Here is a 17,502-nt window from a genome sequence, read left to right as displayed (position 1 = left end):
CACCGCCATACGTCGGACGACCACCAAGGTCGGTACGGGTTGGTTCCAGGCTGCAGCCCGTCGTCCCCCTCGTGGTGCAGTTCATCGCCACTGGATGCTTGTCCATCCATTTTGCGGAGGGGTCTAATGCTGGAACGTCATGGGCTGTCATTGGCGCTGGGCTGCGCCATTCTCGCGATCCTGTACGGAATCGTCTCGGCGCGCTGGATCCTGCGCCAACCCACCGGCAATGAACGCATGGTCGCCATCGCCACGGCCATCCAGGAAGGCGCGCGCGCCTACCTCAACCGCCAGTACCTGACCATCGGCATCGCCGGCGTGGTGCTGTTCGTGCTGGTCGGCATCTTCCTGAGCTGGTACACCGCGATCGGCTTCGCGGTCGGTGCGGTGCTGTCCGGCGCAGCGGGCTACATCGGCATGAACGTGTCGGTGCGCGCCAACGTACGCACCGCAGAGGCAGCGCGCCATGGCATCAGTGCGGCGATGGATGTGGCGTTCCGCGGCGGCGCGATCACCGGCATGCTGGTGGTCGGTCTGGGCCTGCTCGGCGTGGCCGGCTACTACGCATTGCTGCTGCGGCTTGGCCTGCCGATGGAGCAGGCACTGCATGCACTGGTCGGCCTGGCCTTCGGTTCATCGCTGATCTCGATCTTCGCGCGTCTGGGCGGCGGCATCTTCACCAAGGGTGCCGATGTCGGCGCCGATCTGGTCGGCAAGGTCGAAGCGGGCATTCCCGAGGACGACCCGCGCAACCCGGCGGTGATCGCCGACAACGTCGGTGACAACGTCGGCGACTGTGCCGGCATGGCTGCCGATCTGTTTGAAACCTATGCGGTCACCGTCATCGCCACCATGCTGCTGGGCAGCCTGATGCTGGCCGAGGCCGGTGCCAATGCGGTGCTGTATCCGCTGGTGCTGGGCGGTGTGTCGATCATCGCTTCGATCATCGGCGCGCTGTTCGTGAAGGTGAAGCCGGGCGGCTCGATCATGGGCGCGCTGTACAAGGGCGTGATCGTCTCCGGCGTGCTGGCCGCGATCGCGTTCTACCCGATCACCACCGGGCTGATGGCCGACAACGTGCATGGTCCCATCGCGCTGTACGGCTGCGCGCTGATCGGACTGGTCCTGACCGGCCTGATCGTGTGGATCACCGAGTACTACACCGGCACCCAGTACAAGCCGGTGCAGCATGTGGCGCAGGCCTCGACCACCGGCCACGGCACCAACATCATTGCCGGCCTCGGCATTTCGATGAAGTCCACCGCGCTGCCGGTGATCGCAGTGTGCGTAGCGATCTGGGGCGCACACGCGCTGGCCGGGTTGTATGGCATCGCCATCGCCGCCACCGCAATGTTGTCGATGGCGGGCATGATCGTCGCACTCGATGCCTACGGGCCGATCACCGACAACGCCGGCGGCATCGCCGAGATGGCCGAACTGCCCTCGGAGATCCGCGACATCACCGATCCGCTCGATGCGGTGGGCAACACCACCAAGGCGGTCACCAAGGGCTATGCCATCGGCTCGGCAGCATTGGCCGCGCTGGTGTTGTTCGCCGACTACACGCACAACCTGCAGGCGGCCAATCCCGGCCAGGAGTTCCGTTTCGACCTCAGCGACCATACGGTGATCATCGGCCTGCTGATTGGCGGCCTGATTCCCTACCTGTTCGGCGCGATGGCGATGGAAGCGGTTGGTCGTGCGGCCGGCGCGGTGGTGGAGGAAGTGCGGCGGCAGTTCCGCGAGATCCCCGGCATCATGCAGGGCACCGCCAAGCCGCAGTACGACAAGGCGGTGGACATGCTGACCCGTTCGGCGATCCGCGAAATGATCGTACCGTCGCTGCTGCCGGTGGCCGTGCCGGTGGTGGTCGGCCTGCTGCTGGGGCCACGCGCGCTTGGCGGGCTGCTGATCGGCACGATCGTCACCGGGCTGTTCGTTGCCATTTCGATGACCACCGGTGGTGGTGCCTGGGACAACGCCAAGAAGTACATCGAGGATGGTCACTTCGGCGGCAAGGGCAGCGAAGCGCACAAGGCAGCGATAACCGGCGACACCGTGGGTGATCCGTACAAGGACACCGCCGGCCCGGCGATCAATCCGCTGATCAAGATCATCAACATCGTGGCGTTGTTGCTGGTGCCGCTGTTGTAGATTGCGCGCCCCGCCCGGGGCGATGGTTCCCGGTAGATCCACGCCATGCGTGGATGAGCAGAAGCCGTAGAGTCGAGCAGACCCGACTCTACGGCCGCGCCCACCGCAACCGGTGGACCGCAAGCAACACCGCTGCGATCACCCAGCAGGCGTAGATCGGTCGGTTCCAGCCGTCGAAGGTGCTGAGCGGACTGCCAATGAAGGCAAGCGAGGCCAGCCATGCACAGACCACGCCAGGCAAGCGCACACCTCGCCAGATGCAGAATGCAGCGAACACCAGCAAGGGCCAGGCAAGAATGACGGCCGGGGTGAACGGTGCCAGTGAAAGGAGCGCCACGAATGCAGCAAGGACCACGCTGCACCAGGCCAGTACCCGCAACGTCCGTATCGCCATTCCAGCCTCCCCTCTTCCAATGTGGGTCGTGCACCAGCATAAGGTCTGGGGGCAGCCGTGAATTCCCGATTGCGTCCAGAGTCCTTTCCTGCCGAAAGGGACCCGGCGCCACCGCCGATCACCGCCCGCGCAGGAAGAACGCCACCGGTACCATCACTTCCACCGGGTCGCCGGCCACATCGGCCGGCGGCACCGGCACCGGGCTGGCGCGCTGCACGGTGTCCAGTGTCTCCTGGTCCAGCAGTGCGAAGCCGCTGCTGCGGTCGATGCGCGGTGCCGACACACGGCCGTCGCGGGCAACCGCAAAGCGCACATAAGCTACGCCCTGCTGGCGCAACCGTTCGGACTGGCGTGGATAGCGCCGATGCTGTTGCAGGTGTCCCAGCAGCAGCCCTTGCCAGGTGGCGCTGGCACTGCTGCGTTCGCCGGCCGTGGTACGCGGTGCAGCGTAACGTGCTGCTGCCTGCGCAGGAACGTCCGGTGGCGCCAGCGTGCGATCAACGTTGGCGTCCGCGGCTTCCTCTGTCGGTTTCGCAGGTGGCTCGAGCGGGGCCGCAAGTTCCCCTTGTGGCAGCGCCGGCACTTTGATCTGTTCGTGCTGCTTCGGCACGATCACGCGCCGCTGCTGCTCCTGCTGCAATGGTCCGGCGGGCAGCGCGCGCGACGGTACCGGCGGCGCCTGCGCGGCGGGAGCCAACTCCAGCATCAAGGCGGCAGGAGGTGCCACTGCTACGACCGGCGGCGTACGCGACGCCCACCACCACAGCGTACCGATCAGCACCGCATGTGCCAGCAGCACGATCGCCAGGCTGGTCGCCCAGCGCTGCAGCCCGCTCATCGAGCGTCCTGCTCCAACCCGACCAGGGCGACCTTCAGGTAACCGGCACTGCGCAGAGCATCCAACGTCGCCATCAGGTCTCCATAGGAGACGCGCTGATCGGCACGCAGATAGAGACGCTGCGACGTATCGCCATGCGTTGCCGAGCGCACCGCAGTGGCGAGGTCATCGCGCACCACCGGCGCCTCGCCCACCCGCAGCGACAGGTCGGCCTGCACGGTCACATACACCGGCGCATTTTCTGCCGGCGTCGCTTGCGCACTGCTGGAGGGGAGCTGCACGGGCACCGACACCGTAGCCAACGGCGCGGCCACCATGAAGATGATCAACAGCACCAGCATCACGTCGATGAAGGGCGTGACATTGATCTCGTGAGCTTCTTCCGGGGTGTCATCGCGTCCGGATGCGGTCCTGATCGCCATGGTGCGCCTCAGTTCACTGCACGCAGCGTGCCTGCCGGCGCACGGTGTGCAGCCCGATCCAGATCACGCGACACCAGCTGCTGCACAGCTGCGGACAGATCGCCCAGCAGCCCGCGCAGGCCCGCCAGTACGCGGCTGAAGTGGTTGTAGACCAGCACTGCGGGAATCGCCGCGACCAGGCCGAGCGCGGTCGCCAGCAGGGCCTCCGCGATACCCGGCGCAACCACCGCCAGATTGGTGGTGTTGCTGTGGGCGATGCCGATGAAGCTGTTCATGATGCCCCACACCGTGCCGAACAGGCCCACGAACGGCGCCACCGCGCCGATGCTGGCGAGCACGCCGATGCCGCGCCGCTGCATGCGCGCGGTTTCCAGTTCGATGCGGTCCAGGCGTGAGGCAACGCGTTCCTTGATGCCATCGCCGCTGTCCAGATCCTGCGACAGGCGCAGTTCGCTCCGCACGGCATCCAGCATCACCCTCGCAATACCCTGCTGCACGCAGGCATCTGCGTGTTCGTTGGGCAGGCTCGCCGCCTGCAGCAACAGCGTGCGCGCCGCTCGCAGCTGCCGCGCCTGCCGGGCCAGCTCCCAGCCTTTGGCCAACAGCACGGTCCAGGTGGCCAGCGACGCGAACGCGAGCGCGATCATCACCGCCTTCACCACTACGTCGGCGGCCAGATACATGCCCCACGGGGTCAGTGCGGGGGCGGCCAAAGGGGCCAGGTCAGCAGGCAGCATCGTCTCGGGTTCCATCAGAATCAGGGGACGCGGTACGGCGGCGAGCCGTGCGCGGATCATGGGCGTCGTCCACTTCCACCAGCGGCGCGGGCTCCATGCGTGGTGCTGGTCGACTGAGCACATAGCCGGCGCTGACCGCGAAGAACAGACCCACGCCCAGCAGCAGACGCCAGGACGGATGTGCGCCCCAGCAGAACATCGCGAATCCCAGCGCCATGCCGGCGCTGGCGAACGCCTTGCCCTTGCGCGACACTGCGCCCTGCTCGCGCCACAACCGCAACGACGGGCCGTAGCGCGGATGTGCCAGCAGGCGCTGCTCGAACTTCGGCGAGCTGCGGGCGAAGCAGCCCACCGCCAGGATCAGGAAAATGGTCGTCGGCATCACCGGCAGCAACGCACCGATCACCCCGAGGCCGACCATCGCCCAGCCCAGCGCGAACCAGAGCCAGCGCATCAGCCCTGCGCCTGCGCGCGGTAGGCGTTCATCAGGCGAATTCCACTTCAACGTGGCCGTGCACGCTGCGGAACGCGGCATCGGCCGCATCGATCACCTGCTGCTCCTGCTCGGCACTCAGCGGCACCGCGTCCAGCGCAGCAGTGAACTCGCGCCAGTGGCGCGCGGCGCCATCGGGATGCGCCGCCAGGTGACGGGCGCCGAAGTCGCGGTCCAGGCCGAGCTTGGCCGCCATTTTGTACAGCACGGTGCCGCCCAGGTTGGAGCCTTCGGCCACGTACAGCCAGCCCAGCGCTGCGGGCAGCGCCAGGTGCAACGGCAGGGCTGGGATGTCGGCGTCCGGCAGCGTCTGTTCCAGGTCCTGCAGGTCACGCGCGACCTGTGTCAGCCGGCGGCGTTCACCGAGATCAGGCAGCAGTGCGTCCAGCGCGGGGTTGCCATACAGCGCATCGATGCTGCGGTGAAAGCGGTACTGCACGCGCAGGAAGCGGGCGAAGTTGCTGCGGTCGGCGAAGATGTCGCCGGCCATGATGCGCTTGTCCAGCGCGCCGTGGCTGTCGCGGGTGGCGGCCTTCAGCCGCAGGCTGCGGCTGTCTTCGGGAGCGATGTATGCGTTCATGGGGGAATGCCGAAAGGTTCGTCCTGCTGTAGACGTCTGCTGCGGGGCTTTCCCCAAGCCCGTGTGCGCCGATAATGGGCCATCCCCTTCTTCCACCCGGAGCCGACGATGATCACCACCGAACCGCGCATGACCAACCTGTTCCTGCAGCTGGGCCTGGACGCCAGCGCCGAGGGCATCGCCCGCTTCATCCGCGAGCACCAGTTGGCCACCGATGTGGAAGTGGCCGAGGCACCCTACTGGAGCGATGCCCAGCGCCAGTTCCTGAGCGAATCGCTGCAGGCCGATGCGGCGTGGACCACCGTGGTCGACGAACTGAACGAAGCGCTGCACGAAGAGGCGGTGAAGGCGGCGACCGGGTTGTAAGCGTTCGCCGGGCACGGCCCGGCGCCACCGGTTGTTCGGTAGATCCACGCCATGCGTGGATGGCCGGACCCGATGGGGTCAGAGCCCTTTCCGAAGGAAAGGGATCCGACCCCGCCCATCAATACTTCCAGGTCACTGCCAGCCGCGCAGTGCGGCCCGGTGCCGGCATCACGCCCAGGGCAAGCGGGTCCAGGTAGTAGCGGTCGGTCAGGTTGTCCACGCCCGCTTCCACCGACAGCTGGTCGTTGAAGCTCCAGCTGGCGAACAGGTCGACCAGGGTGGTCGGCCGGTACAACTGCTGGATCGCCGACAGGCCCACGTTCCAGTCCTTATCCAGTTTGCTGATCGGACCCGCGTTGTGGACCACGCGGGTGCCGAAGGTCAGGCGCTCGTCGAACAGGCGCGAGCCCAGGGTCAGGTTGACCATGTAGCGCGGTGGGTTCTGCGTGTTGGTGTACGAACCCTCGAAGCCACCGTCCACGCAGTCGGGCGTGTTGACCAGCTCGTCATTCTTCCGCTGTGCGCCGTAGGCACGACGCTCTGCGGCGATGTCCGGCGCGCAGGTCTTGGCCTTGAAGTAGTAGTGCGCCGACAGGTCGGCAAACACCTTGCCGCTGTCATAGCTGGACTGGAACTCCATGCCCGAAACCTTGAACTGGTCGACGTTGCGGATCAGGCCGGCCGACAGCGTGCGGTAGTCACGGGTGATCAGGTCATCGATGCGGGTATCGAAGTACGCCAGCTTCAGCGCCAGGCGGTCACCGTTGGTGAACAGGTCATAGCGGATGGTGCTGGCACCGATCTCCCAGCTGCGCGCACGTTCCGGCTTCAGTTCGCCCACCGGCTTGGCGGCGGTGAACAGGCCCAGCGTCGTCTCGAACAGGCTCGGCAGCTTGGTGCCTTCGGCGTACTTCACGTAGACCATGGTGTCTTCGCTGAAGCGATAGGCCACGCTGGCGGTCGGCGAGAACGCGGTGTCGCGGCGGCGGATCGGCTGCGACCAGGTCCAGCTGACCGGCACTTCCAGATCCTGCGCCTTGCCAGCGTCGTAGAAGTTCCAACCACCGATGTCGCCGACCGTGCCCTTCTTGTACGGAGAGGCCAGCAGCGATTCATGGGTGAATTTTCCGCTCGCATCCGGATACCAGTTCAGCAGCGCGATGCGCTTTGCACGCCACGACGGCAGCTTGGGGTTGCCGTTGAGCAGCTCGGTGTAGCGATACTGGCCCTGCACCTCATAGGCGTCAGGCGTGGCCAGGCGGTTGCGGTCATGCACATCCACCCGGTTCCAGCGACCACCGGCCAACAGCTCCCAGTGTTCGTCGGGCTGCCACTTCAACGACGCCACAGCACTGTATTCCTTGCGCTCGGCATTGCGCAGGAAGCGGTTGTTGACCAGGTCGTCATGCATGACCGGGCCCGAGCTGCCCGGCGCAATGTCTTCGTCGCTGTAGGACAGGCCGTAGTCGAGCGTGAACGCGCCGGCGCGGGTGTCGAACGTCGAGGTATTGCTGGCATCCAGACCGAAGCGCTTCTGTCGCAGCGGATTGCGGTAGGCATCCTTGTAGCCGGGGTCGCCGCTGAAGCTGGGGGCGTCGTACCACTCGGTGCGGCGATCGAAGTACCACGGGGTGATGCCGGTCAGGCTGTTGTACATCACGCTGTCAGTGTCGGTGTACGAAGCGTTGACGCGCAGGTCGACCAGGTCGCTGTCCGGGTTGAAGCGGTAGCGCAGGCTGTAGCTGTCCATGTCGACGTGGCCTGGATCCCATTGCGGGATGCGGTCACGTTCGACGCGGATGATCTGCGAGGCCATGATCTCGCCGGCGGTGCCTTCGTAGCGGCGATAGCCGGCTTCCAGCGTCTGCGCGTCATCAATGCGCCAGGTGCCCTTGAGCAGCGCCGACTTCGAGCGCGCAGACGTATTGAACACCTCGGTACGCGGCGGATTCAGTGGCGCCAGCGTGCGCCGGGTCTGCGGAAAGTCGTCGTAGCCATGCTTGCCGGAGAAGTAATTGCCGTTGTCGCGGTACGCGTAGGCGGCGACCAGATCGAAGCGGTCCCAGTGACCTGCCGCAGCCACGTTGAAGAACTGGCTGCCGGTGGCGCTACGATCCGTGCGCGGTGCCGCACTGTAAGCCGGCAGGTTGTTGGCACTGGCATTGGCCAGACCACCACGCACACGTACGCCGAAGTCGCGACCCTCGCGCAGCACGTCGCCGATCTTCAGCGTCTCCATTTCGACCACGCCGCCGATACCACCGGAGGCGTTGGCCTGCAGGCTCGGGCCCTTGGTGATGGTCAGGCTGGAGATCAGGTCCGGGTCGAGATAGGTGCGCTGTGACTGGCCGGCATAGCCCCGGTAGGTGTCCATGCTGGACTGGCCACCGTCGATGATCACCGGTACGCGGCCCTGGCCCTGGATGCCGCGGATGTTGACGTCGAAACCGTTGCCCACGCGCGGGTCTCCCGCAGTGACGCCGGCCACCCCTTTGACGATGTCGCCGTTGGAGGTGCCGCGGAAGCGCTCCAGGTGCGTGCGGTTGAGCGTGGTGGTGGAACCGACACTGCGATAGCTGTCGAGCAGGCGCGCTTCGTCGCTGGAGGCGCCACTGTCAACACGGTCGCCAGCCACGCTCAGCGTGTCGGTGACGATCACACCGCTGCCAGCCTGCACTGGCGTTGCCGCTTCCAGGGTGACGGCATCGGTGCTGACCCTGCGCATTGCCAGGCCCGTGCCCTGCAACAGGTGCTGCAGCGCCTCGCTGGCCGATAGGCTGCCACTGACCGCGCGCGAGGTTACGCCCTGCGCCAGCGATGCGGGATACACCACCTGCACGCCGGACTGGCGCATGTAGCTGCGCAACGCTTCGTCCAGGGGCTGCGCCGGAATGTCGAAGCGCTGAACGGCAGCGTGGTCGCCGCTGGCGCTCTGCGCCAGTACGGAGGGTGCGGCACTGGCAAGACCGGCAGCCAGCAATGCGATGCACAGGCGGGACGGGCGCAGCATCCGGCGCGCGCGGTGGGAGTCGAACATGGGGGAACCTGTCAGGTAATCGGTGCCGCGAACGCGGCGTCATCCGCAACGCAGGCGGACACGGCGACGTACGTGGCGGCGGCGGGTACGTTCGCGGGGTAAGACGGATGGGCGCGCGACAACCCCAAGAGGGATTTGCGGTCGCGGTGGCTGCCGACCGTTGGTCGGCTGGTTGCAGCGGTGGGTGCCGACCGTTGGTCGGCACACTGGGATGATTCGCGCTGATCATCCACGCATGGCGTGGATCTACTGCACGATGGCGACGCCGAACGGAAGGTGGGTGACCTGCAACCCTGCGGTTGCCGCCAGCGCGTCCAGCGCCTGCTCCGGGCGATCGATGCGCAGCGCCGCGCTCACCGCCGGCAGCCGCGACAGATCGCCACGCACGAAGGTGGGGCCGGCGCGATAGCGCCCCACCCATCGCACGGCATCGGCGACGCTGGCCTGGTCCAGCAGCAGTTCGCCCTGCCGCCATGCGCCCACGCTGTCGGCCGGCACATCCTGCAGACGCATCACCCCGCTGTGCTCGCCATAGGCCGCACGCTGGCCCACCTGCAGGTATGTCCAGCCGCCGTCGGCCGGGCTGGCCACGCGCACCCTGCCCTGCCCGACCTGGATTTCCACCCGCTCATCGCCACGCGCGACGGTGAACGCCGTCGAGATGTCCTCGACCACGCCATTGCCCGCACGCACGCTGAAGCGTCGCTGCGCATCCGGACTGACCTCGAACCAGGCACGCCCGCGCAGCAGCTCGATCTGGCGTGCGTCCGCATCGAAGCGCACGGCGATTGCACTGTCCGCATCCAACACCGCACGGCTGCCATCAGGCAGCTGCACGCTCTGCACGACATGCGTGCTGCGGTGATCGGCCTGCAGGCGCAACCATGCTTCCGGCCATGCCACCAGCATCACCAGCGCGGCCGTGGCCGCCATTGCCCAGCGCAGGCGATGCGGCCTGCGCCGCTCGACGGGCGCAGCCTGCGGGCGTGGGCCCACACTGCGCCACAGCGTGCGCTCGTGCTCAAAGGCCCGACGATGTCCCGGCTGTTGCAGCCAGCGCTCGAACTCGTGCATGCGCGCATCGCAGATATCACCGGATGCCAGCCACGCGATCCAGCCCTGGGCCTGTTCGGCCAGGGCATCGTCATTGGCGGCGGGCAGCATGTTCGGCGGGCTCATCGGCTGGCAGACAGGCGCATTCAAGCGCGGGCGGGGAAACTAGACCGCATCCACGGTCCAGTAATCAAGACGTTTCAGCGAAGCGCATCCCCAAGTCCGGGCGATCATCGACCGCTGCGCGCCCAGGCCAGGCGTTGCAGCGCGGTACGCACATGGTTCTCGACCGTGGTCACTGATACGCCGAGACGCCTGGAGATGTCGGCCTGGGTCAGGCCCTGCAGGCGATTGAGCCGGAAGATGGTGCGGGTCGGCTCCGGCAGGTGCCCCGCCGCGTCGAGCACGCGCTGCAGCTCGTCCTGTGCCATCGCCTGTTCCTCGGTCGAAATCACCTCGTCCGGCCCCCACAGGTAGTGATCGGCCAGCAGGCGGTTGCGCCGGGTCGATTCGCGGCCGTGGTCCGTAGCCAGATTGGTCGCCAGCCGAAACAGGTAGGCACGCGGGTTGTCGATGGCCTGGCTGTCGTCGACCCTGCGGGCCTTGAACCACACCGCCTGGATCACATCCTCGGCGCCGTTGTCGCCGCCGAGGATGCGTTGCACCCGGCGCAGCAGCGCAGGCCGCTCGCGGATCAGCAGTTCGGTGAGGGAAGCGGCATTGGAGGACATGCGCGGAACCGGGACGACAGACGGAAGGCGCCGCGGATGCTACTCCGTTAATGCGAATCAGTCACGTTCTCATCAATGGATGCAATCGGTCAGGCCGTCATAGATGCTCTGCGAGGTACCGGGCAGCGGGTCATGCAGCGGGTTGCGGGCGGCGAGTGCGGTGTGGAAGGCCTCCACCGGAGTACCCGGCATCAGCGGCAGGCGGCACAACCAGGTCGGCTGCCGGGCCACCACCGTGCCGTCGTTGCGGGAGACGTCCAGATCGCTGGCGGCAAACGCCCACAGGCATTCGTGGACAGTGCCGCGTACCGCATCCACCGAACAGCGCAGACGCAGGGCATGGATATCGCTGTACTCGCCTTCGCAGAAGGTGTCGCCGCAGATCGCGTCGAAGCCATGCTGCAGGCGGCCCTCAAGGGCAAAGAAGCGGTCCCAGTTGGCTTCCTGGTGCGGGTAGTCGATCAGATCGACGTAGGGGGAGGCCTGGGCCGATGGCGCGGCCAGCAACGCACAGAACAGGCCAAATGGCAGGGCGAACACGTTCATGCGGCAACTCCTCGGGAAGGTGCGTCCAGCCTGCCGGCCTGGCCACGCCGCCCCCATCGGTGAACCCCGGCCGACGGCGTGGGCCCCCGCCGCGCCGTGCCGTCAGCCCCCCACCCTGCACAGCGACCGGCAAAGGCATAAAATGGAGAGCTATCCGTCTACACCCCCACCTGGAGCACACCATGGGTCTGGAACTCGTCTCGCCCGGCAAGAACCCGCCGGAAGAAATCAACGTCATCATCGAGATCCCGAAGGATTCCGAGCCGGTGAAGTACGAAGTGGACAAGGAAACCGGTGCGATCTTCGTCGACCGCATCCTGTCGACCCCGATGCGCTACCCCTGCAACTACGGCTACGTGCCGAGCACCCTGTGCGGCGACGGCGATCCGGCCGACGTGCTGGTGGTGCTGCCGCTGCCGCTGGTCCCGGGTTCGGTGGTGCGTTGCCGTCCGGTCGGCGTGCTGAAGATGAGCGATGAGGCAGGCAGCGACGAGAAGATCCTGGCCGTGCCGGTCACCAAGGTGTTCGGCGGCTACGCCCACGTGGAAGACATCGAACAGGTGTCCAGCCACTGGCTGGAGCGCATCGGTCACTTCTTCGAGCACTACAAGGATCTGGAGAAGGGCAAGTGGGTCAAGCTGGACGGTTGGGGCGGCGCGGCTGAGGCCAAGCAGATCCTGATCGAGGCGCACCAGCGTCACCTCGACAGCAAGGCCTGAGACTGAACAGCATTGCTCCGGCGCACGGCGTCGGAGCGATGCGGGTCACGTTTCATGACGGCGGCACATCACCTTTGCCGCCGTATTAGGTAAATTGCGTCACTTCACACGTCTTCGACATCGACCGTCGAGACAGCCAGGGGAATGTGTCGTGCGTATTCTGCTTGTTGGGGATACAGCCAGCCTGCCGGCTGAGCTGACCGAATTCATTGCCGATCTTGGGGAAGACTGGCAGCCGCTGACCGCCACCGATGGCCATACCGCGATGACTGCGGTCGCCACCCAGGGCGTGGACGCGGTGATCGTCTGCCCGCAGTTGCCCGATCTCAACGCAACCACGTTGCTGGGACAGATCCGCACCTTGCGCCCGGAGACGATCCGCATCGCACTGGTCGATGCACAGCATGGCAACCGGCCGCCGCCGGCACGCCTGATCGGTGTCGCCCATCGCTTCCTGCCGCTGCCGTTGGCACCGGAAGTGCTGCTGGAAGCACTGACCAGCCTGGAAGAGCTGCGCGAAGTGCTGGACAGTCCACGCCTGCGCGATGCCATCGGCCGCATCGAGAAGCTGCCCTCGCCGCCGCATCTGTACCTGAGCCTGACCCAGGCACTGGAGCATGACGACGACGCCGACAGCGCCGATGTTGCCAAGCTGGTCGCCGCCGACCCGGCGATCGCGGCCAAAGTGCTGCAGCTTTCCAATTCGGCGTTCTTCAGCCAGGGCCGCACCATCGCCGACCTGCGCACGGCCGTGACCCGGCTGGGCCTGGCGACGCTGCGCGACCTGGTGCTGGCCAGTGAAGTGTTCTCCGCGCCGACCTTGTCCGGCGCCGAACGCAACTCGCTGCAGCAGCGTGCCTTGATGGCCTCGCGATTGGCGGCACGCCTGCTGCCCGACTCCAGCGCCGAACTCGGTGCCACCGCCGCACTGCTGGCCGACATCGGCCTGCTGCTGCCGGGCGTGCGCAACGAACGCAGCGAAGCCGAGCTGGCGGGCGACGATCGCCCCGGCCATGCCGAAGCGGGTGCCTACCTGCTGGGCCTGTGGGGTCTGCCGATGCCGATCATCGAGGCAGTGGCGTTCCATCTGCAGCCGCAGCGCGCCAACACCCGCAGCTTCTGGGTGACCGGTGCGGTGCACGTGGCACTGGCGCTGGTCAACGGCGATCCGGTGGATGAGGATTATCTGCAGCGCGCGGGTGTGCTGAACAAGCTGCCGCAGTGGCGCGAGCACGCCAACAGCCTGATGGGGCTGGTGCCGAGCGACGCCTGAGGCGTAGCGGCAGGCGAGTAGGAATGGGACGAAAGGCAGGCCAGGGGCCTGCCTTTTTTAGTTGTGCCGGAAGTTCTTCCACGCACGGCGTGGATCTACTGGAAGTATCCGGAGGTTCGTCCGCGTGGTGTGGATCAGCCGTTGGTGAGCGGAGGTTCGTCCGCGCGCGGTGTGGATACCCGTGTTGCCTGATCGCGCAAACAAGAAGGGCGGACCTTGCGGCCCGCCCTCCTTTTTCTGCTGTCACGCTTCGATGGATCAGAAGCGCTGGGTGTACTTCATGTAGTAGTAACGACCGATGTCGAAGCCACCGTAGTACGAGAAGCTCGAGTTCGGCTGGCTGTACATGACCGGGCCTTCGTGGTTGAACACGTTGTTGGCACCGACCGAGACCGTGGCCTGCCACGGCAGGGTGTAACGCACCTGCACATCGTGGAAGGTGTTCGAACCGACCTTGCGGGTCGGCTGACCCAGGGTGTAGGCCGAGTTGAAGTCAGGCAGGTTGCACTCGGTGTCGTAGGAGCACGGCTCCTTCATGCTCGAGTAGTAACGCACCGCCCAGTTGACGCCCAGGTTGCCCAGGCTCCAATCGACATTCAGGTTCGAACGGACGCGGAAGTTCGCACCCCAGTCGCCGGTTGCCCAGCTGGTGTGCTGCTCGACCGGCGTCTCGGCTTCGTTGTCGCGCTTGTACTCGAGGTAATCGACGTAGGTGGTCTTCCAGTCAACCACGATCTTGCCGAAGGAGAACTCCGGCAGGCGGTACTTGATGCCAAGGTCGTAACCTGCGGTTTCCTGGTAACCACCGTTGATCAGGGTACGGGTAACGTCGACCACCTGGTTGACGGTGCGGCCTTCGGTACCGCGGCTGAAGCGGTCACACGCCGACGCCACGCCCAGCACGTAGCACTGGTTGAGGATCGAGGTCACCGACTCGGCGGCGATCACGTTGTTGATGCGGATCTTCCACCAGTCCAGGCTGACGTCCAGGCCCTGCACGAAGTTCGGGCTGTAGACCAGGCCAGCCGTCCAGGTCTTGGAGGTTTCCGGCTGCAGTTCCGGGTTGGAACCCGACTCGAAGGCGCTGTAGGACTGGGTGCCCGGGCCGGTCGACTGTGCGCCACCGGAGGTGATCTGGCGGAAGTTCGCCGGAACGCCACGTGCGCCGCAGGCCGCGGCAACCGACGGGTTGCGCGAAGCCGAACCGAAGCTGCTGTCGCACGGATCGGTGTAGGCGTCGAAGGTCTGCGAGGTGCCGCCGTACATGTTGGCGATGTTCGGCGCGCGGAAGCCCGTCGAATAGGTCGCACGCACCAGCAGGTCGTCGATCGGCTTCCACTTCAGGCCGAACTTGCTGTTGATGGTGTCGCCGAAGGTGTTGTAGTCCGAATAGCGACCGGCCATGTCGAGCGACAGTTCCTTGGCGAACGGCATGTCGGCCAGCACCGGCACGTTCAGTTCGACGTAGAACTCGTCGAGCTTGTAGCTGCCCTTGGTCGGCGCGCCGGCCAGGTCGGTGCTCAGGCCCGACTGCAGCAGTGCATCCGGGTTGTACTCACCACTTTCCTGACGGTGCTCGTAACCAGCGGCGATGGCCAGGTCACCGGCCGGCAGCGTGAACAGCGAACCGGAGATGTTGGCGCTGTAAGCCTTGGTGGTGTTGGTGTAGGTGTCGTGGCTCGGCAGGAACAGGTAGGCCTGCAGTGCCGGGTCAGCCAGCGAACCATTGCCGGTGGAGCCGTACGGTGCGAGCGGGTTCCACGGCGTGCAACCGGCGATCACCTTGCCCGGGGTACCGCAACGGGCAACGTTGCCGTCCATGAAGGACGGGCCGACGGCATTCTGCACGTTCGGGATGAACAGGTTGCCGGTGCCGGTTTTGACGCCCTTGTTCTGGTTGTAGACGTAACCCACGTCCCAATCCCAGAACTTGTCAGCGAACTCGAACGAACCTTCCAGGCCGGCCGAGAAGCGGAAGGTTTCCTGCTCGGATTCGGTCTGGCGCGGGAACTCGGAGGTACGGCGGATGAATTCCGCGTCCTTGCCCAGCGGGTTGTAGATGCTGTCGGCCGACAGCGGGGTGCCGTAGACCTCGGACTGGTACGGGTAGCCGGCGATCTGCGACGTCGCGGTGCGCTTGGTGTACAGCACGTTCGCGGTGGCGCGGATGTTGTCGGTCAGGTCGTAGTTGCCGTTGGCGAACACCGAGCGACGGGTCAGCTTGTTCTGCAGCCACATTTCACGGCTGGCATTGGTGTAATCACCGGTGCCGAACTCGCGGAAGTCGCCGATGCCGTTGCCGGCACCGGTATTGGCGCGGGTGTACCAGATGTCATCGTCGGCATCCTTCGGGGTGCCCATGTCATCGATCAGCACGCCCTGGTTGGACGCCGGCGACCAGCCATTGGCATCGTCCGCGGTCGGGTTCGGATGGAAGCGACCGTTCGGGTAGCGGCTGAAGGAGCGATCCTTGGCCTGGACCTCGTCTTCCTTGCTGTACTCGGCGCCGAAGGTAATCGAACCGCGCTCACCGGTCTGGCCGTAGACGAAGTTGTAGACCTGCTTCTGGCCGTCGCCCTGGCCGTACTGGCCACCGTAGACGCTGGCTTCCAGACCGTCGAAGTTCTTGCGGGTGATGATGTTGACCACGCCGGCGATGGCGTCGGAACCATAGATGGCCGAGGCGCCATCGGTCAGCACTTCGATGCGTTCGACGACCGAGGTCGGGATCGAAGCCAGGTCGGTGTAGCCGCCGGTGCTGGTGCCCATGCGCTTGCCGTCCAGCAGCACCAGGGTGCGCTCCGGGCCGAGGTTGCGCAGGTCGACGTACTGGCCGCCGACTTCTTCGCCGGAGGTCAGGGCATCGGCGCGGCTGATCGCCGGCGAACCGGTTGCCGACAGGTTCTGCACGATGTCGGCAACGCTGGTGAAGCCCTGCTTTTCAATGTCGGCGCGCTGCAGCGCGATCACCGGCTGTGCGGTTTCCATGCTTGCCTGACGGATGCGCGAACCGGTGACCGAAATGCGGTCCAGGTCGGTCGTGCCGCCGGCAGCTGCGTCCTGCGCCGAAGCGAAGGACGGTGCCAAGGCAAGCGCAATGCCGGCCGGCAGCAAGCCGAGCCGCACTGCGGGAATACGAACGTTCATCAATCTCTCCAAGGTACGTGTTAGTAGCGTGTTAAAACGCCGTAGCACGTTACGATTGCGTTGCAGCGCTGTATTTGCGCGACACAACCGGAGACTTTGCGGAGTGTGGCGGAAGCTGTCCGTCGTTCTCGCGGAAGCGCGAAGCAGACTGACCATAGCGGGCGCGGAAGGCGCGTGCGAAGCTGCAGCAGTTGTCGAAACCACTGGCGGCAGCGACCTCACCGACCATCATGTCGGTGTCGCGCAGCAGATCGGCCGCGCGCTCAAGGCGCAACCGTGCCGAAAGCGACTGCGGGCTTTCCTCGTACAGGCTCTGGAAGGTCTTGGAGAGATACCAGCTGGAGAAGTTGGTCAGCTCGGCCAGTTCGCCGATGCGCACCACACGGTGGCTGTTGCCTTCCAGATACAGGCGCGCACGCTGCATGCGACCAAATACCTGGCGCTTGCGGCTGCGCGAGCGGCCGGGGCAACGCTGTACGTTGTCGGCCAAGCTGCGCTGCAGACCGGCCAGATGCAGCAGCAAGGGACGCAGCGCCTGCGCCGGCTGCCCGCTGGCGAGCGCGTCACGCCACAAGCGCAGTGCCACGCGTGCATCGGCACGGTTCATCAGGCCGCGACCGGCGTACAGGCCGCAGTCGGCCATCTCGGTCAGCACGCGCAGCGCTTCGACGTTCAGGTTCATACCCACGCACAAGCCATTCCGCCCGGCCTGGACCAGCGGCCTGGATTCCTTCTCGAACGCGATCCACTCGCCCTGGCGAAGGCGGAACCGCCCTTCCTTGGCTTCCACCCACGAGGTACCGCGCACCTGCATCCAGACGCTGAAGCTGGTGCCGGCGGTCTGCAGGCTGCCGAGGCGGGCAACGCCCATGCAGGTCGGCGCGACATCGTCGATCGCCTTGTCCAGGGAGAGGGTTTGGCCACGATCGGCCAGCGAAAGTTGACGCATGGGGCACCACGGATTTGCCAAGTACAGGTATCCGTTTTGCCAAATCGGGCGGCAGCGCGTCAG

Annotated in this window: 16 protein-coding genes; 4 read left to right on the top strand and 12 right to left on the bottom strand. The window is 66.0% G+C overall.

Translation table 11 applies throughout. From position 1 onward, the window contains the following. Positions 1 to 126 precede the first annotated feature (126 nt). Positions 127 to 2,154 (top strand): sodium-translocating pyrophosphatase, encoded by a 2,028-nt coding sequence (locus ACQ5SA_RS19375; RefSeq protein WP_230112395.1) that lies wholly within the window; start codon positions 127 to 129, stop codon positions 2,152 to 2,154. Positions 2,155 to 2,242: 88 nt separating this feature from the next. Here the strand turns inward: ACQ5SA_RS19375 and ACQ5SA_RS19370 are convergent, their stop codons facing one another. The 6 genes from ACQ5SA_RS19370 to ACQ5SA_RS19345 form a co-directional block, all read right to left on the bottom strand. Further along, positions 2,243 to 2,548: a hypothetical protein gene (locus tag ACQ5SA_RS19370; RefSeq protein WP_499315615.1), complete on the bottom strand. Its 306-nt coding sequence runs from the start codon at positions 2,546 to 2,548 to the stop codon at positions 2,243 to 2,245. Between the two features lie 118 nt (positions 2,549 to 2,666). Next, positions 2,667 to 3,386 (bottom strand): energy transducer TonB, encoded by a 720-nt coding sequence (locus tag ACQ5SA_RS19365; RefSeq protein ID WP_499315614.1) that lies wholly within the window; start codon positions 3,384 to 3,386, stop codon positions 2,667 to 2,669. Beyond that, complete coding sequence (gene exbD, locus ACQ5SA_RS19360) at positions 3,383 to 3,808, bottom strand: TonB system transport protein ExbD (protein WP_353099325.1); 426 nt, start codon at positions 3,806 to 3,808, stop codon at positions 3,383 to 3,385. Before exbD ends, ACQ5SA_RS19365 begins: the two co-directional genes overlap by 4 nt. A gap of 8 nt (positions 3,809 to 3,816) precedes the next feature. Further along, positions 3,817 to 4,545 (bottom strand): tonB-system energizer ExbB, encoded by a 729-nt coding sequence (gene exbB, locus ACQ5SA_RS19355; protein ID WP_499315613.1) that lies wholly within the window; start codon positions 4,543 to 4,545, stop codon positions 3,817 to 3,819. Continuing rightward, complete coding sequence (locus tag ACQ5SA_RS19350) at positions 4,532 to 4,999, bottom strand: YbaN family protein (protein ID WP_230112390.1); 468 nt, start codon at positions 4,997 to 4,999, stop codon at positions 4,532 to 4,534. The genes exbB and ACQ5SA_RS19350 overlap by 14 nt, the downstream gene beginning before the upstream one ends. A gap of 31 nt (positions 5,000 to 5,030) precedes the next feature. Then, positions 5,031 to 5,618 (bottom strand): biliverdin-producing heme oxygenase, encoded by a 588-nt coding sequence (locus ACQ5SA_RS19345; RefSeq protein ID WP_230112389.1) that lies wholly within the window; start codon positions 5,616 to 5,618, stop codon positions 5,031 to 5,033. Positions 5,619 to 5,726: 108 nt separating this feature from the next. On the opposite strand from ACQ5SA_RS19345, the gene ACQ5SA_RS19340 reads away from it, so the two are divergent. Then, complete coding sequence (locus tag ACQ5SA_RS19340; protein WP_499315612.1) at positions 5,727 to 5,984, top strand: DUF2789 domain-containing protein; 258 nt, start codon at positions 5,727 to 5,729, stop codon at positions 5,982 to 5,984. Between the two features lie 118 nt (positions 5,985 to 6,102). On the opposite strand, the gene ACQ5SA_RS19335 is transcribed toward ACQ5SA_RS19340, so the two are convergent. From ACQ5SA_RS19335 to ACQ5SA_RS19320, 4 genes are all read right to left on the bottom strand, one after another. Beyond that, positions 6,103 to 9,021, bottom strand: a complete 2,919-nt coding sequence (locus ACQ5SA_RS19335; protein ID WP_499315611.1) for a TonB-dependent receptor — start codon at positions 9,019 to 9,021, stop codon at positions 6,103 to 6,105. A 246-nt stretch (positions 9,022 to 9,267) separates the two neighbouring features. After that, a complete protein-coding gene (locus ACQ5SA_RS19330; protein ID WP_353102018.1) occupies positions 9,268 to 10,200 on the bottom strand; it encodes a FecR family protein in 933 nt (310 codons plus the stop codon). Between the two features lie 104 nt (positions 10,201 to 10,304). Next, the gene (locus ACQ5SA_RS19325) at positions 10,305 to 10,805 is read right to left on the bottom strand and encodes an RNA polymerase sigma factor (protein WP_353102017.1); all 501 of its coding nucleotides are present in this window, start codon (positions 10,803 to 10,805) and stop codon (positions 10,305 to 10,307) included. 72 nt (positions 10,806 to 10,877) lie between these two features. Next, a complete protein-coding gene (locus tag ACQ5SA_RS19320) occupies positions 10,878 to 11,351 on the bottom strand; it encodes a hypothetical protein (protein ID WP_353102015.1) in 474 nt (157 codons plus the stop codon). A 182-nt stretch (positions 11,352 to 11,533) separates the two neighbouring features. Here ACQ5SA_RS19320 and ppa point away from each other — a divergent pair, with 182 nt between their 5' ends. Continuing rightward, positions 11,534 to 12,070, top strand: coding sequence for an inorganic diphosphatase (ppa, locus tag ACQ5SA_RS19315; protein ID WP_025874161.1), 537 nt, complete (start codon positions 11,534 to 11,536; stop codon positions 12,068 to 12,070). 151 nt (positions 12,071 to 12,221) lie between these two features. After that, positions 12,222 to 13,343, top strand: a complete 1,122-nt coding sequence (locus ACQ5SA_RS19310; RefSeq protein ID WP_499315609.1) for an HDOD domain-containing protein — start codon at positions 12,222 to 12,224, stop codon at positions 13,341 to 13,343. 258 nt (positions 13,344 to 13,601) lie between these two features. Here ACQ5SA_RS19310 and ACQ5SA_RS19305 read toward each other — a convergent pair whose 3' ends face one another. Together ACQ5SA_RS19305 and ACQ5SA_RS19300 are read right to left on the bottom strand one after the other, a co-directional pair. Further along, a complete protein-coding gene (locus ACQ5SA_RS19305; protein WP_499315607.1) occupies positions 13,602 to 16,490 on the bottom strand; it encodes a TonB-dependent receptor in 2,889 nt (962 codons plus the stop codon). Positions 16,491 to 16,539: 49 nt separating this feature from the next. Next, positions 16,540 to 17,439: a helix-turn-helix transcriptional regulator gene (locus tag ACQ5SA_RS19300; RefSeq protein WP_230112382.1), complete on the bottom strand. Its 900-nt coding sequence runs from the start codon at positions 17,437 to 17,439 to the stop codon at positions 16,540 to 16,542. Between the last annotated feature and the right edge of the window lie 63 nt (positions 17,440 to 17,502).

Origin of the sequence: Stenotrophomonas indicatrix (assembly GCF_050573115.1) — a bacterium.
In the GTDB taxonomy this organism is placed as follows: domain Bacteria; phylum Pseudomonadota; class Gammaproteobacteria; order Xanthomonadales; family Xanthomonadaceae; genus Stenotrophomonas; species Stenotrophomonas lactitubi_A.
This window is presented reverse-complemented; position numbering and strand designations above follow the sequence as displayed.